We start from the raw sequence: 24,629 nt of genomic DNA on the forward strand, positions 1-24,629 counted from the left end.
GCCAATTGGGGATAACAACACTGCAACTTATCGCCTGACAGGTATACAATGGTAACAATCATTTTTAAGTACACAATTAGCTAAGTAGCAATACATATTATGGCAAGAAAACCACAATCAGCCCCTTTAGGGCAAATTCGTATTATTGGTGGGAAGTGGCGTGGTAGAAAGTTACCAGTCCGTGATAGTGAGGGCTTACGTCCAACTACAGACCGCATCAAAGAAACATTATTTAATTGGTTAATGCCAGTTATTCGTGATGCGCGCTGCCTTGATTGCTTTGCAGGAAGTGGCTCACTCGGTTTTGAGGCGCTTTCACGTTTTGCGCAAAACGTCACATTTATTGAGCTGGATAAACAAAACTCACAATTGCTCACTGAAAATAAAGCGCGTTTACAGGCAGAGGATGCAACCGTTATTAATAACAGTAGCCTGACCGTATTAAGCCAACAGGGAAGCCCTTTTGACGTGGTATTTATTGACCCACCATTTCGTAAAGGCTTGCTCACTGAAACAATTCAATTACTCGAAAAAAACCAATGGTTAGCAGACGAAAGCTGGATATACGTAGAGTCAGAAGCGGAGTCACCACTTACTGACCTTCCAGCAAACTGGCAGCTTCATCGTGAAAAAATTGCGGGCCAAGTTGCCTATCGCTTATTTATTCGAACCTCACTTTAGGAAAAAAGTATGTTAATTAACGTTGGTCGCCTGCTTATGATTTGCGTTTGGGGTTTTATGGTATTCAACTTGATCCACCCATTCCCTAAGCCATTGAAATATTTTATGGATATCGCAATGGTCTTTATGATTTTCATGCATGCATTGCAAACCATTTTCCTAAAAGCCACATTACCTAAAGGCGAAAAAATTTCAGGTTTAGTGCAAACTCGCATCTTTTTCTTTGGGGTATTCGAAATGTTAGCGATGCAGAAAAAAACCAAGGCTGCCTTAGACGAAGCGAAAAAAAAACAATCAGGGCAATAAGTTAATTTGGCTCAAAACGGATAAAACGCGTTCCTTGTAGAGTGAGTTTACCTTCTCGACCTAACTCAACACCGCGATATTGTTCTTCTGTTACAATGGATTTAATCACTTCGCCACTGGATAACGTTTTAAAATAAATCTCGTAGCGAAAAGTTTCAGGGGAAACCACATCACGTTCTCGGGAACGCATATTGGGATAAGGATAATCTTTTTTGTTATCTACTTTTACTAAGTAACTAACAGGTAAAGAATTATCGTTGATTTCATTTTGCTTGCGTTGGTCAAAAAAACGTTTAGTCGCAAGCACGGCAATGATTGCAATAACGATAATCAATAATATTGGTTTATTCATAATTTGTGCATTTCGCTTAAAAAGTTCCTAACTATAGTTTATCTTATTTGTAGAAACAGAACACGTTATCTCAGTGAGCGACCCTTTGTCGTTTCATTTATTGAACTTATAAGGATATGTGTATGATTAGTTGGCCATTTCTTGCAGTGCTTTTTTCTGGCTGGTTATATGTCGATGCGGCCTATCGCGGTCCAGGATGGCAACGTTGGTTATTCCGCCCTATCACGCTGTTATTGTTACTTTTTTGGGGCTGGAGTTCCGATGATTTAAATCTACAAAATTACCTTATTCTTGGTGGGTTGTTGGTTTCACTGATTGCAGATCTCTCACGAATGTTTTCAAGTGAACACTTACTAACTTCTGTCACCCTCATGTTCCTTAGCTACCTGATTTACACGATTAGCTTTGGTATGCAATTAAACTTTGGTTTATTTTTGCCTTGGTTAGCCGCGCCTCTCATTATTGCTGCTATCACACTTGTTCTTATTTGGGGCAAGTTGGAAAACCTACAAGCCATTGTTTTTGCATCTTTAATCATGTGTATGATTATGGCTTGGGTCGCTGGCGATCAATATTTTGGCCTTGGGCGTGAATATAACTTCTCCATAATGGTGGGGGCATCGCTGCTTTTCTTATCTAACTGCGTGTGGTTAATTGCCCATTTTCGCTTACCATTCAAAGCCTCAAAAGCGGTTGTTGCTGCATTATATTTCCTTGGACAATTCTTTATTGTCCGCGCAATTTATTTATAACGCCTCCTGCAATAAGTGCCAATTGATAAAAAATGCTATTTGAGAATTTTATCAGTTGGCTTCCCTCTTTTCGTTTGACTCTGGAGTAGACTCCAGAGTGTAGACTTATCAACAATCAGTGATGGAACTCATTATAGTTGGATAAGGGGGCGCTTATGCACTCACACTCTCATAAAGAAAATCATACACATACAAGCTCTTGCTGTTCAAGCACAAGTGCATGTTCATCCACTGTGCCACAAAAAAGTACACTGGCGAGTAATGACTCACATGTTCATGAGCATAGCGACGTCAAAAAACACCCTGATGACGATGAGGAATCCCACCGACACAGTGGTGGATGTCACTCAGATCACAACCATGGAGAGCATTCCCATGGGGCTCACGAGCACCAACATAGTGGTAGTTGTGGAGTAACAGCAAACACCACTGATGAAGTTGAACCTTTGCAAGCCGCTGGGCAGCGTTTTAGCTGGATTATCCGTGGGATGGATTGCCCAAGCTGCGCCAATAAAATTGAAAATGCTGTTGGCCAAATCGGCGACGTCAAACAAGCCAAGGTCTTGTTTGCTACTGAAAAATTAGTGGTTGATGCAAATACTAACATCAGTGCAGCGGTTCGTTCTACCGTAGAAGCTGCTGGCTATGAATTACTCGAAGTCGGTAGTAATAACGCGGCGGCTATTGCACCACCACAAAGCTTACTGAGCGAAGCTAAGCCAGTCATTATCTTAGCAATATTGATGGCAATCAGCTGGGGAATTGAAGCATTTAGCCCGAAAATCGGGAACATCGCCTTTATTTTAACCACGTTATATGGGTTATACCCTATCGCGAGTAAGTCATTACGTTTAATTCGAACGGGCACCCCTTTTGCTATCGAAACATTGATGACCGTTGCCGCTGTAGGGGCAATTTTTATTCAAGCTACAGAAGAAGCCGCTATGGTTATCTTACTGTTTATGCTAGGAGAAATGCTCGAGTCCTATTCGGCAGGTCGAGCTCGTCGCGGGGTCAGCGCATTAATGGCTCTGGTTCCAGAAGATGCAATTCTCATTAAAGATGGGCAAAAAACCACAGTTCCTGTTGCACAACTGCGCCCTGGGGACATTATTGAAGTCGCACCAGGCGGGCGTTTACCAACGGATGCCGTGTTAGTTTCAGGTTTTGCGAGCTTTGATGAAAGTGCACTAACAGGGGAATCCGTTCCTGTTGAACGCAACGCAGGTGAAAAAGTCGCAGCAGGTTGCTTATCCGTTGACCGTGCAGTGCAAATGAAAGTGGTTTCAGAGCAAGGCCAGAACGCGATTGACCGTATTTTGCAGCTGATTGAAGAAGCAGAAGAACGCCGTGCACCTATTGAGCGCTTTATCGACCGCTTCAGCCGTATTTATACGCCGATTATCATGTTAATTTCAGCGTTAGTGATTATTATCCCACCAATTTTCTTTTCTGCACCTTGGGAAACATGGATCTACCGCGGTTTAACATTACTCTTAATTGGTTGTCCATGTGCGCTTGTGATATCAACGCCTGCGGCAATAACCTCAGCCCTTGCAACAGCAACACGTCGCGGTGCATTGATTAAGGGTGGCGCAGCACTTGAGCAACTCGGTACCATCACCACTATCGCATTAGATAAAACAGGTACGCTGACGGAAGGTAAACCCCACGTCACTAACTTGGTTCCTGTTGATGGAATGACCGAAAGTGAATTAGTCCAAATCACAGCATCTGTTGAAGTTGGCTCACACCACCCATTGGCAAAAGCAGTGGTAAATAAAGCAGAAGAGCTCTCTTTAGCTGTAACTGAAGCACAAGACCGTAAAGCGCTTGCAGGAAAAGGTGTCGAAGGGTTCCTGAATAATAAGCACATACTAGTCAGTGCACCGAATCGCTTAGAGACGCCATTAGAAAATGAATGGCAAAGCAAAGTTGAAGCATTGGAAGCTGAAGGTAAAACGGTCGTTGTCACATTGGAAGATAACCGAGTTATTGGTTTAACTGCGCTACAAGACACATTACGCACAGATGCCACTGATGCGATGAGCATGCTCAAAGCGCTCAATGTCAATGCCGTCATGTTAACGGGGGATAACCCGCGTGCTGCGGGAGCAATTGCAGGCCAATTAGGTATGGAGTTCCGTGCGGGTTTACTACCAGAAGATAAAGTCACCGCAGTTATGGAGCTGAACCGTAACCATAGCACCATGATGGTCGGTGATGGCATTAACGATGCCCCTGCAATGAAAGCGTCGAGCATTGGTGTGGCAATGGGTAGTGGTACTGACGTTGCGTTAGAAACCGCGGATGCCGCTTTAACTCATAACCGTTTAACGGGCTTACCAGAAATTATTGCGCTATCCCGTGCAACGCGGAAAATTATCCGTGAAAACATCACGATAGCGCTTGGGCTAAAAGGCGTATTTTTAGTCACAAGTTTACTCGGGATCACTGGACTTTGGGTAGCAGTGCTTGCGGACTCAGGTGCAACCGCACTTGTAACCGCGAATGCTGTACGGTTACTTCGAGTAAAATTACCTCAAGTGAAAAAGTAGTGTTTCATCAACTAAGCAAAGCGCCCAATGTGGCGCTTTTTTTTCGAATCACAACTTAATATAATCAATTATTACAATTAGTTAATTACCATCTCATCCGTAATTTTAGGACAAATTTTTTATCCGTGAATCCGAAAGTTGCGTAAAATTACCCACGTAAGCAAGCTATCTGTTAAGTGGGAAATCAATATGGTAAAACAGCGTGATTCAACGCCCCATGACGCCGCCTTTAAAGGGTTTATGTCTAAAGTAGATAATGCGCGTGACTTTTTTGATATCCACCTTCCCACCCATATTAAGCAATTATGCCATTTCGACACATTAGCGATAACCAACACATTTTTTATTGATAAACAGCTGTATTCGCGTTTCTCAGATGTCTTGTATACCGTCGAAACACAGCAAGGTGATGGGTATATTTATATGTTAGTTGAGCACCAATCATCGCCAGATAAGCTAATGGGATGGCGGTTGATGCATTACGCTTTTTAGCCATGAATCAACATCTACAACAAGGCAATAAAGACTTACCGTTAGTTGTACCTGTATTATTTTACCACGGAAAAGTGAGCCCTTATCCATATGCTCAACCTTGGACACATTACTTTCGTTGGCCAGATGTCGCATCAGATTTATATAGCAAAACATTTCCCATTGTTGATATCACGGTTATTGATGATGAACTCGTCAATCATCGCAAAGTTGCCGTCATGGAGCTTGCGATGAAACACAAGGACTTACGCGATGAATTTCAACGGGTTGTTCCCTTGTTGGCTCAAGCGCTCAACCAGCACTATAACCTATAATCCGCTGGCTTTTTTACGTAACAAATAACGGTAAGGGGCGCTTTCAGCTTCAACCGCCAGCAAGTCATGCTCCATAAAACGGCAAAAACCGGGAATATCACGGGTCGTTGCAGGGTCATCGGCAATAACCAGTAATGTCTCGCCTTCGGCCATATTCCGAACCGTTTTACGCACTAACATCACGGGCTCTGGGCAGCGTAAGCCTAGTGTATCAAGGGTTTTGGTTGCATTATTAAATAAATCAGACATATAAACGACTTCTTAAAAGAATCAATGGATTGATTATATAATAAAATGCGCGTTGATGAATGAACAGTTTTGCTTTTGTTGCGCAACAGGCGTATGATGCGCTACTCCCGATTTAGGGATGAATATCATGGGTTCCCTCACCCCATTGCGACTAAAAAGGTACAATATGTTTGATTTTACTCCGCAGCAAAAAGCCACTGCGTTAATTTGGCTATCTTTATTTCATATTTTAATTATTACATCCAGTAACTACCTTGTGCAGTTGCCGATTAATATTTTCGGCTTCCATACAACATGGGGCGCGTTTACCTTTCCCTTTATCTTTTTGGCCACTGACTTAACCGTCCGTATCTATGGCGCACCGCTTGCTCGGCGAATTATTACGGCAGTCATGTTGCCTGCACTGCTGATTTCCTATGTTATTTCTGCGCTATTTTTTCAAGGTGAATGGCAAGGTTTTACTGCGCTCTCTGAGTTTAATATATTCGTTGCGCGTATTGCTGCCGCAAGTTTTATGGCATATGTACTTGGGCAAATATTAGATGTCAGCGTTTTCAATAAATTACGTCAAAATGCACGCTGGTATGTTGCACCTGCTTGCGCCATGTTTTTTGGTAATTTAATTGATACCATCGCTTTCTTCTTTATCGCCTTTTTCCGCAGTAGTGACCCATTTATGGCGGCAAACTGGGTGGAAATCGCGTTAGTCGATTACGTCTTTAAGTTACTTATTTGTATGCTCTTTTTCTTACCTGCTTATGGCGTTTTACTGAATTTCATCTTGAAATACTTCTTTGCAAATTCAGAAAAAAAACAATTAATTCGTCAACATTAAGCATAAAAAAGGAGATAGCGAAATGCTATCTCCAACTGGGTTAAACTCAGCTAAAACAAAGAATAACAACCCTACAATTCAGTTAACTATAATGCTTTTGCTAAGAGTGAAATTGGGTGCTCACATTTCTTACTTGTGGACATCTCAATTTGCCATTTACAGGTTTCACAGTCTGTGATGACCATATCAGCCCCACTTTCCTCTATCTGGCGGAATAGCCCTGCACCAATGCCTTGTGAAACTTCATAATTCTCTTTCTTAAACCCGTAAGTCCCTGCAATACCACAGCACTGGGAATCAAGTACTATTAACTCAACACCAGGCACGCGTTTTATTAACTCTAGCGTATAAGATGTCCAACCCATTTTTTCCATGTGGCATGGAGTATGGTAGGCGACTTTTAATGGTGTGTGTTTCAACTTAAGCTCTCGCCCCTGCTCTAAAAGACGGTAAATATAACGCGTTGCCAGCTCGATATTGTCACGCATTTCTGAGGTATCTACATCCAATACATGGGTATATTCATCACGGATTGTAAATGTACACGTCGACGATGTTGCGACCACAGGTATATGTTTTTCTAAGATCGTTTCTTGGAGTGATTCTAAGTTAACGTTAGCTTGGCGTTTCGCTTGTTTCATAAAACCGTTAGCAATCAATGCAACACCACAGCATTTTTCACGTTTAAGCAGTTGCACACCAATATTCATCCCATTAAAGACTTTAATTAAGTCTTTCCCTAACTGCGGGTGATTATAATTGACATAGCAACCATGGAAAAACGCAACCTGCTCTTCAAATTTAGCTTGTTCTGCCGCTTGCTTAGAATACCAACGACGGAATGTCCCAAATGAATATTTAGGCAATTCACGGCGATGGTCTATTTTTAACGCCTTATCCAAAATTTGGCGAACAGGTTTTAACCCTGTAATAGTATTTACCACGGGAGCAAATGGCGTAGAAAGTGAGCCCATTAAATCCGTATGGCTGAGGATTGCATCGCGGATTTTCGGTTTTTGCTGGCTATAGGTATTTCTTGCACGGGCAATAATATCGCCAATTTTTACATCCGATGGGCAAGCAACTTCACAACGTTTACAGTTAGTACAATATTTAAGAGCTTCATCATAGAGCATCGGGTCTTTTAAGCGTAAACGCTCACCGTCTGGCCCCGCTTGTTTTGGGCCCGGATACAATGGATTCACTTTCGCGACGGGGCAATATGTCGTGCACACCGTGCATTTAATACAGCTTTCAAAGCTTGCATCTTGAATACTCATTGTGCCACCTCCACCTGCATCGCTTTGTTTTTACTCACTTCATTAATGATTTCATTCGCGGCAAATAATGCGCTAATCATTGAAACCCCCGCACCGCAGCCTTGGGTTAATGGGTCAAAGCCACCAAGTACCGCTCCTGCAACATACAGGTTTTCAATCGCTTTTCCCGCTTTTTGAGCCCGCAGATTTTCATCTGTTTTCACACCAAAGGCCATATAAGGTTGGGAAGCAAAAAACTCTTGATTGGTCCATTTCGCACGTTCTGAAATTTCACACAAATCTAAATTCATCAGCGGTTCATACACACGGTCAAACTCAGCGACTAAACCATTATTAAAGAAGCTCCCCGTTGCCAACACAAAATGTTTAGCCTTGAGCGAAATATCCCCGTGATTACGAGTCTGCACAGATTCAATACGGCCTTCTGAATGATTTACCGATGTCACTTTGTCCCCTGGCATGACAATCCCACCTTGGCGACGAAATTGACGTAATAGCATCTCATGCAGGCGAATACCTAATAATGAAGGTGGTAAAGTGGGTAATAAATACAGTTGCTTACCTAATCGTTTCTGTAATTCCAACATTGGCTGTTCGCTGTCCAGCCCTATACAAGCAGGCATAAAAACAGCTTCGGCATCAGCAATTAATGGCGAAATCTCCCCAACGATTTGGTCCATGTTTTCGGGTCTGTCGAGCCAACGAGCGACATTAATCGCTCTAAACTCACTTGGGTTTTCGCGCAGTCGGTCAAGTAGAGGCAAATGCACATAATGAGCACTTGCCTGTATTCCTTCTCGTTGTAACTCATCGGCTACCATTTGTGGCTGAAAATCCAAGAACCCTTCAATACCGACAACGGCAATTTTGCTGACATCCATTTTTTGATGTAAGCCAATGGTAGGGACTGACTCAGGGCTCAGCCACGTCATGCGTTTATGGCCTAACGGCGTGATGCGATAATGATTTTCTTCGCAAGAACCTTTTAAGCGAATACCCGTTTGCTGCAAGATGGATTCTGCCATTCTAGCCAGCTCAGTCACTTGATTTTCCCCCATCAAACTATAGGGGTGAAAAGGTGCTTGCGATTTTAACTCACTAAGCATTGTCAGTGGTTTTTCTGCAATTTGGCCATCAGGTAAATGCGTTAATAAATCCAATGAACCCGATGAAAAATGCAGCGCATTTTGCCCAGCACTCACCATCGCACAAGATAGACCAGACTGGGTTAGGCGAATACCGCAAAGCAGCCCCGCGAGGCCACCTCCCATCACAACCACATCATATTTCATTATCCGCCTCCTTCTGAGATGCTTTGCCTAATGTGGCTTCATTCATCCCACATAACCCATGATAAACCCAACTGGTAAACTCGCTTTCGCGCAATGCATCCCCCCAAGCGATGGGGCGAACGCCCTTCCAACGCTCATTGAGAAAATGACCAAGTTGCTGCTCAGTTTCATGCGGTGTCGTGACATTAAACCGATTGAGTAAACCTGCCGCTCGACAAGCACACAGCTCTCCTTGGCAAGTTCCCATCCCAACGCGGGTACGGCGACGTAAATCCAATAAATTGTTTACAGTGAGTGAATTGACGGCATAACGTACTTCTCCTGCCGTTACAGCTTCACATTCGCACACTAAACTTTTATCTAAACGATCGGTACTTAAAATAGCGGAAGCACGGTCACCGTGGCGGTAAACTGCAGAACCACGAATTGGTGCAGGTATAGAAACCACGTTGCGCAAGGCTTCTTCCGCGCTGTGTTGAGAACCTGGCAGTGCAGCTTCAGCCGTTGTACATTTTGCTGAATGACCGAGTTTTTCACAGACTTTATCCGTTGCCCATTCTGCCATCAGTCGATAAGTCATTAATTTACCGCCTGTAATGGTGATAAAGCCTTCCATCCCATCTCGTTTCGCATGGTCTAAAAGCACTATTCCACGGCTCACATTTCGCCCTGAAGGGTCATCATCGCTAGCTACTAAGGGACGAACGCCTGCATAGGCGCGTAAAATGCGCGTTGTCGCCAATGCGGGTGATAACATCGAACCTTCACGAATAAGAATATCAACCTCTTCTGGGGTGACATACATATTGTCGATTTGGTCATATTCAATGTGTGTGGAAGTCGTTCCAATCAGCGAAATTGTATCGCCAGGCACTAAAATGTCCGCATCCGCAGGCTTACGGCAGCGGTTGATCACCATGTTATTTAGCCGATGACCTAAAATGAGCAATGCCCCTTTTGCAGGGAACATTTTAATTTTTAGCTCACCGTATTCGGCAATTTTTTGTCCCCAGATCCCGCCTGCGTTAACAACAATTTCTGCGTAAATGTCATACTGTTTTTTTGCCTGATGGTCGTAAACTGTCACACCGCGAACAGTATCACCATCGCGAATAAGGCCAATAACCTCATGGTAAGTCAGTACTTTTGCACCATGTTCTCTGGCATCTAACATATTTGCAGCCGTTAAGCGGAATGGGTCTACGGTGCCATCGGGCACGCGAACCGCACCAATTAATGCGGGGTTAACTGATGGCTCAAGACGGATAGCTTCTGCAGGGTCAATGGCATTAGCGTCAATACCTGCACTTTGGCAAGCCGTGATAAATTTCTGCTGATAATCGAGGCTATCTTCAGGCAATGTAATAAATAAACCATCCGTTCGCTCAATACAATGATGAGCAATTCGCTTTAAGATTTTGTTCTCTTCAATACATTCTCTGGCAGATTCACCGTCGGTCACTGCATAACGTGCACCACTATGAAGTAATCCATGGTTACGCCCTGTTGCACCAGTCGCAATGTCATGCCTTTCGAGTAAAACGGTTCTTAAACCTCGGCGAGCGCAGTCACGAGCGACTCCTGCACCTGTTGCGCCACCACCGATAATGATGACATCCGTTTCAGTCACAGATGAGCCATTCATGTCACATTCCTCACATTAATAAATAATTTCTATAATCGATAAGTATAGATTCTATTTTTATAATCTATTATTAAATATAGACCAGAAACGTGCTCAATGTTTGATAAGGAACAAAAACGAAAGCGATCTGTACATTTTTAGGGTTAAAAAGAACAGAATCGTGATGAGAATCACAAAATAATTAACATTTCTAGTTCCATTCCATTCACAAATGTCATTTACTATGCAACTTCATAAACAAAATCAATAATTGTGCGTTGGATTACAGATAAATTGTTTTTTAATGACTACAATTTAGAGCAATTAAGAAAATAAAAGCTCTTAAATTACTCGATTGTTTTCGTTTTTGTTACTTCACCAATAATAAACACTCAATCTTTCTCAGCACCGAGAGCGATCAAGTGTAAATAAATATTAGCATGCCATCGGAGGCGTATATGTTAAGCATTTTTAAACCAGCACCTCATATAGAGAGGCTGCCAGCTGATAAGGTAGACCCCGTCTATCGTAAGCTTCGTTGGCAGATCTTCATGGGTATTTTCTTTGGTTACGCAGCGTATTATCTCGTCCGAAAGAACTTTGCCTTAGCAATGCCATACCTTGTTGAGCAAGGGTTTTCTAAAGGTGACTTAGGTTTCGCCTTATCAGGAATTTCAATTGCTTACGGTTTTTCTAAATTTATCATGGGGTCATTCTCTGACCGCGCGAACCCTCGTTACTTCCTACCTGCTGGTTTGATACTAGCCTCCGCAGTGATGTTGATCATGGGCTTCGTGCCATGGGCGACATCGAGCATAATGGTAATGTTCGTATTACTGTTCCTTTGTGGTTGGTTCCAAGGTATGGGTTGGCCTCCTTGTGGACGTACCATGGTTCACTGGTGGTCACAAAAAGAACGTGGTGGTATCGTTTCGGTTTGGAACTGTGCACACAACGTCGGTGGTGGTATCCCGCCATTACTATTTATGTTAGGTATGGCATGGTTTAACGACTGGAAAGCCGCACTGTATATGCCTGCATTGGCTGCTATCCTCGTTGCAATCATTGCATTTGCGTTAATGCGCGATACCCCGCAATCTTGTGGTCTTCCTCCAATCGAAGAGTACAAAAACGACTATCCAACAGACTATAAAGCATCTGATGAACAAGAGTTGACTGCAAAAGAAATCTTCATGAAGTATGTTTTCCCGAACAAACTGTTATGGATGATTGCGATTGCTAACGTATTCGTATACTTATTACGTTATGGTGTTCTTGACTGGTCACCAACTTATCTGCGTGAAGTTAAACACTTCGCAATGGATAAATCTTCATGGGCTTACTTCTTATATGAATACGCTGGTATCCCAGGCACACTATTATGTGGTTGGATGTCGGATAAAGTGTTCCGCGGTAACCGTGGCGCAACAGGTGTATTCTTCATGGTTCTTGTCACCATCGCGACTATCGTGTTCTGGATGAACCCAGCAGGTAACCCAAATATCGATATGGCCTGTATGTTAATCATCGGTTTCTTAATCTATGGCCCTGTCATGCTAATTGGCTTGCACGCCCTTGAACTTGCACCGAAAAAAGCAGCAGGTACTGCGGCTGGCTTTACGGGTCTATTCGGCTACCTCGGTGGTTCAGTAGCTGCAAGTGCTATCGTTGGTTATACCGTTGACTACTTCGGTTGGGACGGTGGTTTCGCTGTGATGATTGGTGGTTCAGCCCTTGCTGTTGTTCTGCTGTTTATCGTTATGATTAGCGAAAGCAAACACAAACGCGAATTAGCGAACTCTCAATAAACATTTCGTTTATGAATAAACGCTAAACCTGAGGGCTATATCATAATGATATAGCCTTTTTTTTATCCAAAAAGTGCCAAGGAGATATAATCATGAGCTTTCCATTAAAAACGTTGGTGGCAAGTATGGTTTTAGTGATGTCAGTGTCCGCAGCCGCGCAAGCGACAAACAAGGTGGTCATTGCCCATCGTGGTGCAAGTGGTTACTTACCTGAACACACCTTACCCGCTAAAGCGATGGCTTATGCACAAGGTGCAGATTTTCTAGAACAAGATTTAGTGATGACGAAAGATAATGAGCTGGTTGTGCTACATGACCATTATCTTGACCGCGTAACAGATGTGGCTGAGCGATTCCCCGATCGCGCACGAAAAGATGGCCGTTATTATGCGATTGACTTTACGCTGCCAGAAATTAAATCCCTGAAGTTCACAGAAGGGTTCGATATTGTTGATGGTAAGAAAGTCCAAAGCTATCCGAACCGTTTCCCTATGGGTAAATCTGATTTCCGTGTTCACACCTTCCAAGAAGAAATTGAGTTTGTTCAAGGCTTGAACAAATCAACGGGCAAAAATATTGGTATTTATCCAGAAATTAAAGCGCCTTGGTTCCACCAGCAAGAAGGCAAAGATATTACCAAGAAAACCCTAGAGGTGTTAAAAGCGTATGGTTACACAGATAAAGACTCGAATGTTTATCTGCAATCTTTTGATCCCAATGATCTAAAACGCATCAAAAACACATTAATGCCTGAAATGGGGATGAACCTTAAATTAGTTCAATTGATTGCCTATACCGATTGGGAAGAAACACAAGAGAAGAAACCAGATGGAACATGGGTAAACTATAATTACGATTGGATGATGAAACCAGGTGCGATGAAAGAAATTGCAACTTATGCAGATGGTATTGGCCCTGATTATCATATGTTAATTAATGAAGATTCCACTCCAAATAATATCAAAGTGAATGGTATGGTAAAAGAAGCCCACAAAAACAACATGGCGGTTCACCCATTCACTATTCGTGTCGATAAACTACCTAAATATGCCAAAGATGGGCAACAGCTTTATGACATCATATACAACCAGGCCGATGTTGATGGTGCCTTTACCGACTTCCCTGATCTAGGGGTTAAGTTCTTAGAGCAACAGAAGCAGAAATAATCGCTTCCGTGCCAAAAACAATAATGCAGCCATTTGGCTGCATTATATAACGAGCTATAAGCTTGATAAGCGTTATGCAATCGTGACAGGAAAAGCAATCACATCACTGATCCTTTCAGCATTTAACGCAATCATAATCAAGCGATCAACCCCGACAGCAACACCCGAGCAATCAGGCAATCCATGTTCTAATGCCGCTAATAAATGTTCATCAATCGGTTGAACAGATAGCCCCATCGCTGCACGCTTACGGTTATCTTGTTCAAAACGTTGGCGCTGTTCGCTCGCATCCGTCAATTCATGGAAGCCATTAGCCAACTCCATACCTTTATAATACACTTCAAAACGTTCTGCGACGCGATGGTCTTCAGTGCTAATCACCGCTAAAGAAGCTTGAGTGGCAGGGAAGTGATACACAACAGCGGGCTTTTCTTTACCAATATGTGGCTCAACTCCCATCGTAAACAGCAGCTGTAAAAGCGTATCTTTATCTTCTTCATGAGCAGCTATATTGCTTAAATCAAGGCGTGCCGCCACTTCGCGCAGTTCACTTTTTTCTGCGGATAACGGGTCGATATCTAAATGGCGTAAAAAAGCCTGTTGGTAGGAAAGAAGCTCTGCACTTTCACATTCCAGCACTTGTTGCAATAAGTCATCCACCTCATTAATTAAGCGATACATATCAAAGTGTGGGCGATACCACTCCAGCATCGTAAATTCTGGATTGTGGTGCCTACCCGCTTCTTCATTACGAAAGCTTTTGCCAAGCTGATATATCGGCCCACTGCCAGCAGCAAGTAAGCGTTTCATATGGTATTCAGGACTGGTCATCAAGTAAAGATTGATGCCTTGCGCAGCGCCTGGGCCCACAAAACGTGTTTCAAATGGCACTAGGTGAAAGTCAGTCACAGTAGCCTGACTCATTGCGGGGGTTTCGACCTCTAGTACACAGCGATCAGTAAAAAAACGTCTGATTTCAGCAATAATTTTTGCACGCTGTAACAGGTTAGCGATGGGGGCGGTTGGCTGCCAATTCGCTATATCACTCATTAAGATGACTCCAAAATAAACTTAGTCGTGCAGTGTACTCACCTCTCGGACGACGCACAATGCATTCGTATGCTTAAAAGCACATTTATCTAGTGCAAAACACCATCAAGAAATAATCAGGCTTCTTCATACTAAGGGTGAGTAAAGATGGCATGATTATCCTCGGCTTTACTCGATTAAGCAAACCTTTACAGATAACGGGGCTTTTACCTAAAAATAACGTCGTAAGGTCATGTTAAACGTCTGGGTTTATGCGAGGGAAAACATGATTATTCCTTATATTATGTGACAAAGCTGTTAACAAAAAAATGAAACAATTCGCTTTCTCAATACGTTAAAATAGAGAAATTAAAAAATAAAAAAGTGTATTTAAATAAAGAGTGAAGCAAGTCCCAATTTAATATTCGAGATGAATTAAAATCTTCACAGCAAATAACAGTATTATCCTCTTACTTTGAATAAAATCCGACTAGTTTACTTGGTTTTTAATCCTGCCTTTTTATGTAAAAATAATGATAATCATTTGAAATTTCTTTTTATTCATTCTTAACACGCTAAAAATACTCTCATTGTAAAAACATTTTATAAAAAGATGACCCACCTCACATTTCGTGGGTAAATTCACCCAAAACCCCCCTCTATATCAAATTTATCTCTTGGACTATTCGTTATAATTCACAGCACGATAAGTCATTATTAGCTATTATATTATTTACTATTAAAAAAGAGAGATTTGACAATTTGACATTAGGTTGAATTGAAAATGACCTAGCTAATTATCAAAAGTATTTAAAAGAATTTATCAATTTACACTTGAACAATGGAGAAGCGCAGTGCAAACCTTCAATGCCGATTTAGCGATTATCGGGGCCGGGGGCGCAGGCTTACGTGCAGCGATTGCTGCCGCTGAAGCAAATCCCAATATCAAGATTGCTCTGGTCTCAAAAGTATACCCAATGCGTAGCCACACCGTGGCAGCAGAGGGAGGATCAGCCGCAGTTACTCAGGCTCATGACTCCTATGACTATCATTTTAATGATACTGTCGCAGGTGGGGATTGGCTGTGTGAGCAAGATGTCGTCGATTATTTCGTCGAACATTGCCCAACAGAGATGACCCAACTCGAATTATGGGGTTGCCCGTGGAGCCGTAAACCAGATGGTTCAGTTAACGTTCGCCGCTTCGGTGGGATGAAAATTGAGCGCACATGGTTCGCTGCCGATAAAACCGGCTTCCACATGCTCCATACACTCTTCCAGACATCATTAAAATACCCTCAAATTCAACGTTTTGATGAGCATTTTGTTCTCGATATCATTGTTGATGAAGGTCAAGCTCGTGGACTCGTTGCACTTAACATGATGGAAGGTACGAAAGTTCAAATTCGTGCAAATGCGATCGTGATGGCGACGGGTGGTGCAGGCCGTGTTTATCGTTATAACACCAATGGTGGTATTGTAACTGGTGATGGTATGGGTATGGCATTCCGCCATGGCGTACCACTGCGCGATATGGAATTTGTTCAATATCACCCAACTGGATTACCAGGTTCAGGTATCTTAATGACCGAAGGTTGTCGTGGTGAAGGTGGTATTCTGGTTAACAAAGATGGCTACCGTTACCTGCAAGACTACGGAATGGGCCCTGAGACACCACTTGGTAAACCAGAAAACAAGTATATGGAACTCGGTCCTCGTGACAAAGTTTCTCAAGCTTTCTGGCACGAATGGCGAGCAGGACGCACCATTAGCACACACCGTGGTGATGTTGTGTATCTGGATCTTCGCCATCTAGGGGCAGAAAAACTCCATGAGCGTTTACCGTTCATTTGTGAATTAGCGAAAGCTTACGTGGGCGTTGACCCAGTAACAGACCCAATTCCTGTCCGTCCAACCGCTCACTACACCATGGGTGGTATCGAAACAGATCAACGCACTGAAACACGCATTAAAGGCCTATTTGCAGTGGGTGAGTGTTCTTCTGTTGGCTTGCACGGTGCAAACCGTTTAGGTTCTAACTCACTGGCAGAACTGGTGGTATTTGGTCGTTTAGCGGGTGAAGAAGCTGCACGCCATGCCGCCGAAGCAACCCCTGCAAATGCCAGCGCCATTGAAGCACGTACCCGCGATATCGAAAATGACCTGCAAAAACTCATGAACCAGAAAGGGAAAGAGAGCTGGTCGAAAATTCGCGATGAAATGGGTATTTCAATGGAAGAAGGTTGCGGTATCTACCGTACACCTGAGTTAATGCAAAAAACCGTTGATAAGATTGCCGAACTGAAAGAACGCTTTAAACACGTCGAAATTACTGACCATAGCAGCGTCTTTAACACTGACCTACTGTATACCATTGAATTAGGCTTTGGCCTTGATGTGGCGGAATGTATGGCTCACTCTGCAATTAACCGAAAAGAATCACGTGGTGCTCACCAACGTCTGGACGAAGGCTGCACTGAGCGTGATGATGTGAATTTCCTTAAACATACTTTGGCATTCTATAACCCAGAGGGCTCCCCTCGTTTAGAATACAGTGATGTGAAAATCACGAAATCTCAGCCAGCTAAACGTGTTTACGGTGCCGAAGCTGAAGCTCAAGATAAGGCAAAGAAGGAGCAAGCTAATGGATGATATGAAACACCTAAAAATGGAGATCATGCGTTACAATCCGGAAACGGATAGTGAGCCCCATTTGGTGACGTATGATGTCCCTTACGACGAGCAAACTTCTTTGTTAGATGCATTAGGCTATATCAAAGATAACCTCGCTCCAGACCTGTCTTACCGTTGGTCTTGTCGTATGGCGATTTGTGGTTCTTGCGGTATGATGGTCGATAAAGTGCCTAAACTGGCGTGTAAAACATTCCTGCGTGAATACCCGCAAGGTATGAAAGTTGAGCCATTAGGTAACTTCCCAATCGAACGTGACCTTGTTGTTGATATGACTCACTTTATTGAGCGTTTAGAAGCCATCAAACCGTACATCATCGGTAATGATCGTAAACCTTCTGAGGGTCCAAACAAACAAACGCCTGCACAGATGGCCAAATACCATCAGTTCTCAGGCTGTATCAACTGTGGTCTGTGCTATGCAGCTTGCCCACAGTTTGGACTGAACCCAGAGTTCATCGGCCCAGCAGCAATCACATTGGCAGAGCGCTACAATTTAGATAACCGAGACCATGGTGCGAAAGAGCGCATGACCTTATTAAATGGTGACAATGGTGTCTGGAGCTGTACGTTTGTAGGCTACTGTTCTGAAGTCTGTCCTAAGCATGTCGACCCTGCTGGCGCTATTCAGCAAGGAAAAGTTGCCAGCGCGCAAGACTTTGTTATCGCCATGCTGAAGCCACGATAAGGAGAATTGAAGTCATGACTACGAAACGTAAACCCTATGTCAGAGAAATGAAGGGCGACTGGTGGCAAAAGCTGGGTTTCTACCGCTTTTACATCATGCGTGAAAGCACCTCAGTCCTTCAGGTCTGGTTCAGTATTTTAGTCCTGTATGGGGTATTTGCGCTAAAAAGCGGTCCTGAATCATGGGCTGGCTTTGTTGGGTTCTTAAGTAACCCAATCATTCTTATCATTAACATTATTACACTGGCTGCTACATTGCTGCACACCACAACGTGGTTCAACCTTGCACCAAAGGCCGTCAGTATTATTGTGAAAGATAAGAAAATGTCTGATGAGCCTATCGTTAAAGGCTTCTGGGCTCTCACGATTGTTGTTACCGCAGCAATCTTAGCTATCGCATTGTTATTTTAATCTAAGGAGAATCTGATGAATCTAACGCCTAAACGTTCCGATGAGCCGATTTTCTGGGGATTATTTGGTGCAGGTGGTATGTGGAGCGCCGTGATTGGCCCTGCAATCATCATTCTATTAGGAATTTTAATTCCACTGGGTGTTGCACCAGAGATGCTGAGCTATGAGCGCATTATGGCATTTAGCCAAAGCTTTATCGGCCGTGTTTTCTTATTACTGATGATTATCCTGCCAGTTTGGTGTGGTATGCACCGTATTCACCATACACTGCATGATTTTAAAATCCATGTCCCTGCGACAAAATGGGTTTTTTACGGCGGTTCTGCAATCATTAGTGTTATTGCTCTGATTGGTGTATTCACCCTGTAATCACGCAATAATTTAAATACGTATCAATACCCCATATGTGAAAGCGTATGGGGTATTTTTTTATTGCTAGAAAATTAAATTTTAATCGCAAATTAAAATAGAAAATAATACTTAAACTACGCATAAATAGAGATTATCGGTTCTAAAATGGCGTTTATTTTAAATCCAGAATATTCAGACTAACCTCAGTTGTTATAAAAAATCGGCTTGTTATGATAAGTAAAGGATAATAAAAACTTAATTTATCCAATTTAAATCAATAAGTTAAACTAATCATATTTACTTAAACAAGTTAGAGACTAACCGTCTCTATTTTTATATCACTCATGGTAAGAGAAAATAAAATGAAATTTAAAGGATTATTTATTTCGCTGTTTCTTTCTGGAGTCATAATATTACCCGCCCATGCCAATTCGTTTTCCACGGGAAATGAAAGTGCTAATGAAATGCCAACCGAAAAAGATTTCTATAATGAATGTGTCAGCACAAACACCTACAGTTATTTGCCCATGGCAGGGGAAGCACAATCTTCAGTAGATAAAAAACAGGCAAAGCAACAAGCGGCTGTTGAGAAAAAATGTAAGTGTGTTGCACCACTTGAGTATAAATTGTTCTATGAGTTAGTGGGTAATGACCCTGAAGCATTCGCAAAAAGAATGCAAGCAGACCAACAATTGGCGATGCAAACGGCACAAAAAGTAGTCGATAGAAAACGCCAAATAGATAAGCAATGCTCTAAATAGTTTTCCATTGTTTAAGGTATGGCTTTGCGCTTATTTGCCATACCTTAAAGATTAAGGTTTAATCCCTTGAATTAATGCATCTAAACCAAACAAAAAAGCCTCAGTTCCATCATCATTATCCATGATTTGAAGCGCCGATTTTAATAATGGGGGCATTACATTCTCATCGTTCTGTTCTCTCTCTCCCTGTGCAGCACGATGTTCTTGCTGCTCAAGTACGCTTCCCAATGTAAAATGCCCCACTGCACTAATCGCATACAAACCCGTTTTTAATGAAAAACCGTTATCCACCATAAATTGCAGCTGGGTTTCTACTGTGAAATATTGCTCCGCACTAGGCCGAGTCCCTAGATGTACTTTTGCCCCATCTCGGTAGCTCAATAGCGCTCGACGGAAGCTTAACGCATTATTTCGCAAAAATTCCTGCCATGTCTCACTGTCTTTTGGCAATGGGTGGTCATGATGGCGCTTTAGCATTTCAACGGATAATTCATCCAACAAAGCCCGCTTATTTTTCACATGCCAGTACAACGTTGGCTGCTCTACGCCTAGTTTTTGAGCTAGCTTTCGCGTTGTTACCCCTTCCATCCCCACTTCATTTAGTAAGTCTAAAGCGGCTGTAATAATCGTCTCTTTATTTAATCGCGCCATAGTTGTCCCCTTATTTTCTGATTGACACTCTATCACTGATAGGGATATATTCCAAATCTATCACTGATAGAGAAAAAACCATGAATAAATTTGCGATTACCGCATTAACGATCACCGCCCTTGATGCGATGGGGATCGGGTTGATCATGCCAGTTTTACCAGCCTTACTCCGTGAATATGTCTCCATAGAACACTTGGCAAATCATTACGGCATCTTGTTGGCTTTATATGCCATCATGCAGGTCTTTTTTGCTCCAATACTTGGCAAATGGTCTGATAAATTCGGCCGCAGACCCATCTTGTTGGTCTCCCTTGCAGGGGCAGCGCTGGACTACACTTTGTTGGCTTTATCTAGTTCACTGTGGATGCTGTATTTAGGCCGCCTAATTTCAGGGATCACCGGTGCAACAGGTGCGGTCGCCGCTTCTGTTATTGCCGACCATACACTGCCACAACAACGTACCAAGTGGTTTGGTCGTTTAGGGGCTGCGTTTGGCGTGGGTTTAATCGCTGGCCCTGCAATTGGCGGTTTTGCTGGGCAGTTATCTCCTCACTTGCCTTTTGTGATTGCGGCGGTCTTAAATGCATGCTCTTTTGTGGTGATTTGGGTTATTTTTAAAGATCAACGTAAGACCGCCGTACAGGATGATCAGCATGAAGATCAACCGTCGCCAATTCCCTTTATGCAAATAATAAAACCAATCATCCTGCTGCTTTTCGTCTTTTTTATGGCACAGCTCATTGGGCAGATCCCTGCCACTACTTGGGTATTATTTACCGAAAGCCGCTTTCAATGGGGCAGTATGGAAGTCGGATTATCTTTAGCGGGGCTTGGTGTGATGCATGCGTTATTTCAAGCTTTCGTCGCGGGGGCAGTAGCGAAGAAATTTAGCGAAAAAACAACGATTTTACTGGGCTTCATGGTAGATGGCTGCGCATTTTTGATTTTATCACTGCTCACACAAGGCTGGATGATTTACCCAACGCTAATTCTGCTAGCCGGGGGCAGCATCGCCCTTCCTGCACTTCAAGGGCTAATGTCTACGCAAGTGAGCCAAGAAAACCAAGGTAAACTGCAAGGTATTCTTGTCAGTTTAACCAATGCCACAGGCGTCGTTGGCCCACTGTTGTTTAGCTTTATTTATGGCCAAACATTATCGTTTTGGGATGGCTGGGTGTGGTTAATTGGGGCGTTAATGTATTTATTTTTGATCATCGCTTATTTACTTTTTCAGCAAAAAGTAACCTATAGAACCAAGAAGGCCATACTTTCAATGGACTAACTTTTAACACATCGCCTTTCAATGCTATGATGCATTATTCCTACTGTTTTTTAGAACAAGACATTAAGAGACAAACCCAATGACACAACCACCTAAGAAGCCAAGAACAAAACCTGCAGAAGAACGGCTTGATGACCTGATGAATGCAGCGGAAGAGCTCTTTCTGTCTAAAGGGTTTGTCAACACAACTGTCAGTGAAATTGTGCGCTCTGCGGATGTGGCGAAAGGGACGTTTTACCACTACTTCCAGTCAAAAAATGACATCATGGAAGCCTTACGCACTCGCTATATGGATTGGTATTTAGGAAATATTGATGACGCGCTCGCCCTGCAAAAAAGTGCGGCGCATAAACTCCAGTCTTGGTGCGAAAACAGTGTCAAATATTACGTTGAAAAACAACAGGTTCATGACATGCTGTTTCATGATGAATATCACGGTCGCAGTAATGACCATGAAACGCGCGCAGTCCTGCAAATCAAAGCAATTTTAACCCTTGGCGAAAAAAACCAAGAATGGTCAGCCCTTCCTCCAGACCTTCTTGCCACCATGATTTACCACTCTATGCATGCCGCCGTGGACAACCTCGCCAATAGCCATGAATATACTCAACAAAATTTAGGCGAAATTTTGTATAAGCGATTTAGCCAACTGATTAAATAAAAAATACAGCGAGTGAATCGCCCAGACGAGCTCGCGTTGTTTTAATCTCACACAAAAAAATATTTCGAACGCTGTCATATTTATTTTTAATATCAATACGATAAATAATTTCTCACTCACCCTACGAATCCCTTTCTTCAATATTAAATGCAAATGATTATTAATTAGATTGACTGATGGTCGGTCGACGATCTATGCTAACGCCATAAAATTTCTCTTTTACTTTATTGGCTAAAATTGCATGCATAAATTTACTCATCGAACCTACACGCTTTCCACCCTAAGTTTATTGGTCTGCGCCCTGATTTGCTCAAATACCGCAAATGCAAAGCCCAAAACAGACGTCTTGGTCGTCACTGCCGCAGAAAACCAAGGCCAAGAACCTATTGGCTATGCCAGTAAAACTCAATCTACTGCCACAAAAAGCTCAGCCACCTTATTGGAAACGCCGCAATTTGTTTCGGTGATTAAACGCGAGCAAATGGATACTTTGCCTTCTGAATCAATCAGCCAAGCCTTACGCTACAGCGCAGGCGTAACCAGCGAAAAATTTGGCGCCTTTGGTGGCGGTATCGATTTTTCAAAAATTCGTGGTTTCGATGCAGATTATTACTTGGATGGATTACGGGTTATCGGCAACAGTGGGATCTGGGGGCCGCAAGTTGATTCATGGACACTCAATAGTATCGAAGCCGTTCATGGGCCGTCATCTGCACTGTATGGTCAAGGAGGAGCTGGGGGGGTTATCAATATGCAATCACGCCGCCCAAGTGCCAATGAATCACATCAAATTCAGTTCCAAAAAGGCAATTTTGATAACAATGCCGTCAAATTTGATACCACTGGAGCCATGAATGACGATGAAACATTGCTATATAGAATGAATGGATTAGCGCTATCAACGGATTCACAATTGAATTCCTCGAAGCAATCTCGCTACTTACTGGCCCCTTCTATCACATGGCAACCCAATGAAAAACTCAATTGGACAGTCTTAAGCCAATATCAACATGATCCACACATTGGCCACTATAATACCTTGCCTGCTCAAGCAATTGGCTTGCTACCGAACCCAAATGGAAAGCTGGATTTCACTCAAAACTACAGTGACCCCAAACATGAAAAATCCACACGTACACAGTGGTCAGTGACCTCATTAGTTGACTACCAAGTCAGCTCGTCCGTCACACTGAAACAAAATATGCGCTACTCTGATGTAGATACCCACATTAAACGAGACTTCACGCGCGGCTTCTTAGCGGGGGATCGGTTACTCACCGCGGTTTACCAAGATTCACCAAGCAAATCCAAAACCTTTGTTGCTGATAACCAACTGGTTTATAAAGTTAAAACTGGCGATATTCGCCACGAGTTACTCACTGGGTTTGATTTTCAAACTGGAAAGCTGGATAAAGACTGGTGGGGCTCACAAACCGTCAGTTTCGATCCATGGGTGAAACCTCATCATCCTGAATTTAAACCTTACCCCGTTTCCCGCACATCAACAACCCAACGTTTTGATCGTTATGGGGTTTATCTACAAGACCAACTTAGTTGGCAACAATGGGATTTGATCCTCAGTGGACGCTATGATTGGTCTTATTTAGATACTGATAATAACCTCTCTCACACAACGCAAAAAAATGACACTTCCGCTTGGAGCCAACGCGTTGGGCTAACCTATGCTTTTGAAAATGGCTTTTCGCCATGGATCAGTTTTTCCGATAGCTTTGACCCCGTTTTAGGGACAGATGCGGATGGAAAATCCTTTATCCCAACCGAATCAAAACAAGCCGAAGTGGGGCTTAAATACCAATCGGATAACCTCATGGCAAGCGTTGCAGCGTATGAGTTAGAACAAAAAAATGTCACCACCCATAACCCGCTAAATCCAGATTACTATAATCAAACAGGGAAAATTCGCTCTCGTGGGGTTGATTTTGAAAGCCGTATAGCATTAACACCGTCAGTGAATGTCATGGTGAGCTATGCCTTTACTGATAATAAAATCACCGAAAGCCAAGACCTTTCAGTCTTAAATAAGCACCCTGTTCAAGTCCCTAAACACAGCGGCTCCGCATGGGTTGACTACCGTTTTCACTCCCCTTACCTCGAAGGCGCTTTAGTCGGCGTTGGCGTGCGTTATCTCGGCGAAACATGGGGTGACAACACCAACACATTTAAAGTACCAGCAGTCTGGCTTGGCGATATTAGCGCAAGGTACCAAATGGATGCATTAGCCCCTGAACTCACGGGTATGGAATTGGGGTTAACTGTCAGTAATGTCACCAATAAATCCTACGTTGCCAGCTGTACCAGTTCCACCTATTGCAGTATTGGCACGAATAGAACGTTACTTGCCACACTTAATTACTACTTTTAATTCAATAGGTAAG

22 protein-coding genes and 1 pseudogene are annotated in these 24,629 nt (G+C 42.9%); 16 read left to right on the forward strand and 7 right to left on the reverse strand.

Annotated features, from left to right (window positions below):
- Window positions 1–99: 99 nt before the first annotated feature.
- Both rsmD and ACE2AL_RS17255 read left to right on the forward strand, forming a co-directional pair.
- Complete coding sequence (gene rsmD / locus ACE2AL_RS17250; protein ID WP_272574005.1) at window positions 100–681, forward strand: 16S rRNA (guanine(966)-N(2))-methyltransferase; 582 nt, start codon at window positions 100–102, stop codon at window positions 679–681.
- A 9-nt stretch (window positions 682–690) separates the two neighbouring features.
- Window positions 691–987 (forward strand): DUF1145 family protein, encoded by a 297-nt coding sequence (locus ACE2AL_RS17255; protein WP_206083495.1) that lies wholly within the window; start codon window positions 691–693, stop codon window positions 985–987.
- A 1-nt stretch (window position 988) separates the two neighbouring features.
- Here the strand turns inward: ACE2AL_RS17255 and ACE2AL_RS17260 are convergent, their stop codons facing one another.
- Window positions 989–1,339 (reverse strand): DUF2500 family protein, encoded by a 351-nt coding sequence (locus ACE2AL_RS17260; RefSeq protein WP_206083494.1) that lies wholly within the window; start codon window positions 1,337–1,339, stop codon window positions 989–991.
- Window positions 1,340–1,461: 122 nt separating this feature from the next.
- On the opposite strand from ACE2AL_RS17260, the gene ACE2AL_RS17265 reads away from it, so the two are divergent.
- From ACE2AL_RS17265 to ACE2AL_RS17275, 3 genes and pseudogenes are all read left to right on the forward strand, one after another.
- Window positions 1,462–2,091 (forward strand): lysoplasmalogenase, encoded by a 630-nt coding sequence (locus tag ACE2AL_RS17265; protein WP_206083493.1) that lies wholly within the window; start codon window positions 1,462–1,464, stop codon window positions 2,089–2,091.
- A gap of 155 nt (window positions 2,092–2,246) precedes the next feature.
- Window positions 2,247–4,649, forward strand: a complete 2,403-nt coding sequence (locus tag ACE2AL_RS17270) for a zinc/cadmium/mercury/lead-transporting ATPase (protein WP_206083492.1) — start codon at window positions 2,247–2,249, stop codon at window positions 4,647–4,649.
- A 189-nt stretch (window positions 4,650–4,838) separates the two neighbouring features.
- Window positions 4,839–5,449, forward strand: a pseudogene (locus tag ACE2AL_RS17275) (Rpn family recombination-promoting nuclease/putative transposase); the annotation flags it as partial.
- Here ACE2AL_RS17275 and tusA read toward each other — a convergent pair.
- Window positions 5,450–5,704, reverse strand: a complete 255-nt coding sequence (gene tusA, locus ACE2AL_RS17280) for a sulfurtransferase TusA (RefSeq protein ID WP_206083491.1) — start codon at window positions 5,702–5,704, stop codon at window positions 5,450–5,452. It abuts the pseudogene before it with no gap.
- Between the two features lie 166 nt (window positions 5,705–5,870).
- On the opposite strand from tusA, the gene ACE2AL_RS17285 reads away from it, so the two are divergent.
- A complete protein-coding gene (locus ACE2AL_RS17285; RefSeq protein WP_206083490.1) occupies window positions 5,871–6,539 on the forward strand; it encodes a 7-cyano-7-deazaguanine/7-aminomethyl-7-deazaguanine transporter in 669 nt (222 codons plus the stop codon).
- A gap of 86 nt (window positions 6,540–6,625) precedes the next feature.
- Here the strand turns inward: ACE2AL_RS17285 and glpC are convergent, their stop codons facing one another.
- Genes glpC through glpA form a run of 3 tightly spaced genes read right to left on the reverse strand, consistent with a single transcriptional unit; the run spans window position 6,626 to window position 10,756 of the window.
- On the reverse strand, window positions 6,626–7,819 hold the full coding sequence (glpC, locus tag ACE2AL_RS17290; protein ID WP_206083489.1) for an anaerobic glycerol-3-phosphate dehydrogenase subunit GlpC: 1,194 nt from the start codon (window positions 7,817–7,819) through the stop codon (window positions 6,626–6,628).
- Complete coding sequence (glpB, locus tag ACE2AL_RS17295) at window positions 7,816–9,111, reverse strand: glycerol-3-phosphate dehydrogenase subunit GlpB (RefSeq protein ID WP_206083488.1); 1,296 nt, start codon at window positions 9,109–9,111, stop codon at window positions 7,816–7,818. Before glpB ends, glpC begins: the two co-directional genes overlap by 4 nt.
- Window positions 9,101–10,756 (reverse strand): anaerobic glycerol-3-phosphate dehydrogenase subunit A, encoded by a 1,656-nt coding sequence (gene glpA, locus ACE2AL_RS17300; protein WP_272539308.1) that lies wholly within the window; start codon window positions 10,754–10,756, stop codon window positions 9,101–9,103. The genes glpB and glpA overlap by 11 nt, the downstream gene beginning before the upstream one ends.
- A gap of 437 nt (window positions 10,757–11,193) precedes the next feature.
- Between glpA and glpT the strand changes: the two genes are divergently transcribed.
- Both glpT and glpQ read left to right on the forward strand, forming a co-directional pair.
- A complete protein-coding gene (gene glpT, locus ACE2AL_RS17305; RefSeq protein ID WP_375083720.1) occupies window positions 11,194–12,543 on the forward strand; it encodes a glycerol-3-phosphate transporter in 1,350 nt (449 codons plus the stop codon).
- 92 nt (window positions 12,544–12,635) lie between these two features.
- Complete coding sequence (gene glpQ / locus ACE2AL_RS17310) at window positions 12,636–13,709, forward strand: glycerophosphodiester phosphodiesterase (protein ID WP_375083721.1); 1,074 nt, start codon at window positions 12,636–12,638, stop codon at window positions 13,707–13,709.
- A 72-nt stretch (window positions 13,710–13,781) separates the two neighbouring features.
- Here glpQ and epmA read toward each other — a convergent pair whose 3' ends face one another.
- A complete protein-coding gene (epmA, locus tag ACE2AL_RS17315) occupies window positions 13,782–14,759 on the reverse strand; it encodes an elongation factor P--(R)-beta-lysine ligase (RefSeq protein ID WP_206083484.1) in 978 nt (325 codons plus the stop codon).
- A gap of 833 nt (window positions 14,760–15,592) precedes the next feature.
- Here epmA and frdA point away from each other — a divergent pair.
- From frdA to ACE2AL_RS17340, 5 genes are all read left to right on the forward strand, one after another.
- On the forward strand, window positions 15,593–17,389 hold the full coding sequence (gene frdA, locus ACE2AL_RS17320) for a fumarate reductase (quinol) flavoprotein subunit (protein ID WP_206083483.1): 1,797 nt from the start codon (window positions 15,593–15,595) through the stop codon (window positions 17,387–17,389).
- The gene (locus ACE2AL_RS17325) at window positions 17,382–18,116 is read left to right on the forward strand and encodes a succinate dehydrogenase/fumarate reductase iron-sulfur subunit (protein ID WP_004258616.1); all 735 of its coding nucleotides are present in this window, start codon (window positions 17,382–17,384) and stop codon (window positions 18,114–18,116) included. Before frdA ends, ACE2AL_RS17325 begins: the two co-directional genes overlap by 8 nt.
- Window positions 18,117–18,130: 14 nt before the next feature.
- Complete coding sequence (frdC, locus tag ACE2AL_RS17330) at window positions 18,131–18,526, forward strand: fumarate reductase subunit FrdC (RefSeq protein ID WP_004258617.1); 396 nt, start codon at window positions 18,131–18,133, stop codon at window positions 18,524–18,526.
- Between the two features lie 15 nt (window positions 18,527–18,541).
- Window positions 18,542–18,895 carry a fumarate reductase subunit FrdD gene (frdD, locus tag ACE2AL_RS17335; protein WP_206083482.1) on the forward strand — a complete coding sequence of 118 codons (354 nt, stop codon included), beginning with the start codon at window positions 18,542–18,544 and terminating at the stop codon, window positions 18,893–18,895.
- Between the two features lie 344 nt (window positions 18,896–19,239).
- The gene (locus ACE2AL_RS17340) at window positions 19,240–19,638 is read left to right on the forward strand and encodes a hypothetical protein (RefSeq protein ID WP_375083722.1); all 399 of its coding nucleotides are present in this window, start codon (window positions 19,240–19,242) and stop codon (window positions 19,636–19,638) included.
- 51 nt (window positions 19,639–19,689) lie between these two features.
- Here the strand turns inward: ACE2AL_RS17340 and tetR are convergent, their stop codons facing one another.
- Entirely contained in the window at window positions 19,690–20,289 is a 600-nt protein-coding gene (gene tetR, locus ACE2AL_RS17345; RefSeq protein WP_375083723.1) for a tetracycline resistance transcriptional repressor TetR, read from the reverse strand.
- A gap of 80 nt (window positions 20,290–20,369) precedes the next feature.
- Here tetR and tet point away from each other — a divergent pair, with 80 nt between their 5' ends.
- From tet to ACE2AL_RS17360, 3 genes are all read left to right on the forward strand, one after another.
- Complete coding sequence (gene tet, locus ACE2AL_RS17350) at window positions 20,370–21,572, forward strand: Tet(A)/Tet(B)/Tet(C) family tetracycline efflux MFS transporter (protein ID WP_272574001.1); 1,203 nt, start codon at window positions 20,370–20,372, stop codon at window positions 21,570–21,572.
- A gap of 79 nt (window positions 21,573–21,651) precedes the next feature.
- On the forward strand, window positions 21,652–22,233 hold the full coding sequence (locus tag ACE2AL_RS17355) for a TetR/AcrR family transcriptional regulator (RefSeq protein ID WP_206083478.1): 582 nt from the start codon (window positions 21,652–21,654) through the stop codon (window positions 22,231–22,233).
- A gap of 241 nt (window positions 22,234–22,474) precedes the next feature.
- On the forward strand, window positions 22,475–24,616 hold the full coding sequence (locus ACE2AL_RS17360; protein WP_375083724.1) for a TonB-dependent siderophore receptor: 2,142 nt from the start codon (window positions 22,475–22,477) through the stop codon (window positions 24,614–24,616).
- Window positions 24,617–24,629 lie beyond the last annotated feature (13 nt).

Source organism: Providencia xihuensis (genome assembly GCF_041953405.1).
Taxonomy (GTDB): domain Bacteria; phylum Pseudomonadota; class Gammaproteobacteria; order Enterobacterales; family Enterobacteriaceae; genus Providencia; species Providencia vermicola.

Bases quoted from the DNA above. Each gene is read 5' to 3' on its own strand.
- rsmD (WP_272574005.1), top strand. From the start codon at position 100: ATGGCAAGAAAACCACAATCAGCCCCTTTAGGGCAAATTCGTATTATT.
- ACE2AL_RS17255 (WP_206083495.1), top strand. From the start codon at position 691: ATGTTAATTAACGTTGGTCGCCTGCTTATGATTTGCGTTTGGGGTTTT.
- ACE2AL_RS17260 (WP_206083494.1), bottom strand. From the start codon at position 1,339: ATGAATAAACCAATATTATTGATTATCGTTATTGCAATCATTGCCGTG.
- ACE2AL_RS17265 (WP_206083493.1), top strand. From the start codon at position 1,462: ATGATTAGTTGGCCATTTCTTGCAGTGCTTTTTTCTGGCTGGTTATAT.
- ACE2AL_RS17270 (WP_206083492.1), top strand. From the start codon at position 2,247: ATGCACTCACACTCTCATAAAGAAAATCATACACATACAAGCTCTTGC.
- tusA (WP_206083491.1), bottom strand. From the start codon at position 5,704: ATGTCTGATTTATTTAATAATGCAACCAAAACCCTTGATACACTAGGC.
- ACE2AL_RS17285 (WP_206083490.1), top strand. From the start codon at position 5,871: ATGTTTGATTTTACTCCGCAGCAAAAAGCCACTGCGTTAATTTGGCTA.
- glpC (WP_206083489.1), bottom strand. From the start codon at position 7,819: ATGAGTATTCAAGATGCAAGCTTTGAAAGCTGTATTAAATGCACGGTG.
- glpB (WP_206083488.1), bottom strand. From the start codon at position 9,111: ATGAAATATGATGTGGTTGTGATGGGAGGTGGCCTCGCGGGGCTGCTT.
- glpA (WP_272539308.1), bottom strand. From the start codon at position 10,756: ATGAATGGCTCATCTGTGACTGAAACGGATGTCATCATTATCGGTGGT.
- glpT (WP_375083720.1), top strand. From the start codon at position 11,194: ATGTTAAGCATTTTTAAACCAGCACCTCATATAGAGAGGCTGCCAGCT.
- glpQ (WP_375083721.1), top strand. From the start codon at position 12,636: ATGAGCTTTCCATTAAAAACGTTGGTGGCAAGTATGGTTTTAGTGATG.
- epmA (WP_206083484.1), bottom strand. From the start codon at position 14,759: ATGAGTGATATAGCGAATTGGCAGCCAACCGCCCCCATCGCTAACCTG.
- ACE2AL_RS17325 (WP_004258616.1), top strand. From the start codon at position 17,382: ATGGATGATATGAAACACCTAAAAATGGAGATCATGCGTTACAATCCG.
- frdC (WP_004258617.1), top strand. From the start codon at position 18,131: ATGACTACGAAACGTAAACCCTATGTCAGAGAAATGAAGGGCGACTGG.
- frdD (WP_206083482.1), top strand. From the start codon at position 18,542: ATGAATCTAACGCCTAAACGTTCCGATGAGCCGATTTTCTGGGGATTA.
- ACE2AL_RS17340 (WP_375083722.1), top strand. From the start codon at position 19,240: ATGAAATTTAAAGGATTATTTATTTCGCTGTTTCTTTCTGGAGTCATA.
- tetR (WP_375083723.1), bottom strand. From the start codon at position 20,289: ATGGCGCGATTAAATAAAGAGACGATTATTACAGCCGCTTTAGACTTA.
- tet (WP_272574001.1), top strand. From the start codon at position 20,370: ATGAATAAATTTGCGATTACCGCATTAACGATCACCGCCCTTGATGCG.
- ACE2AL_RS17355 (WP_206083478.1), top strand. From the start codon at position 21,652: ATGACACAACCACCTAAGAAGCCAAGAACAAAACCTGCAGAAGAACGG.
- ACE2AL_RS17360 (WP_375083724.1), top strand. From the start codon at position 22,475: ATGCATAAATTTACTCATCGAACCTACACGCTTTCCACCCTAAGTTTA.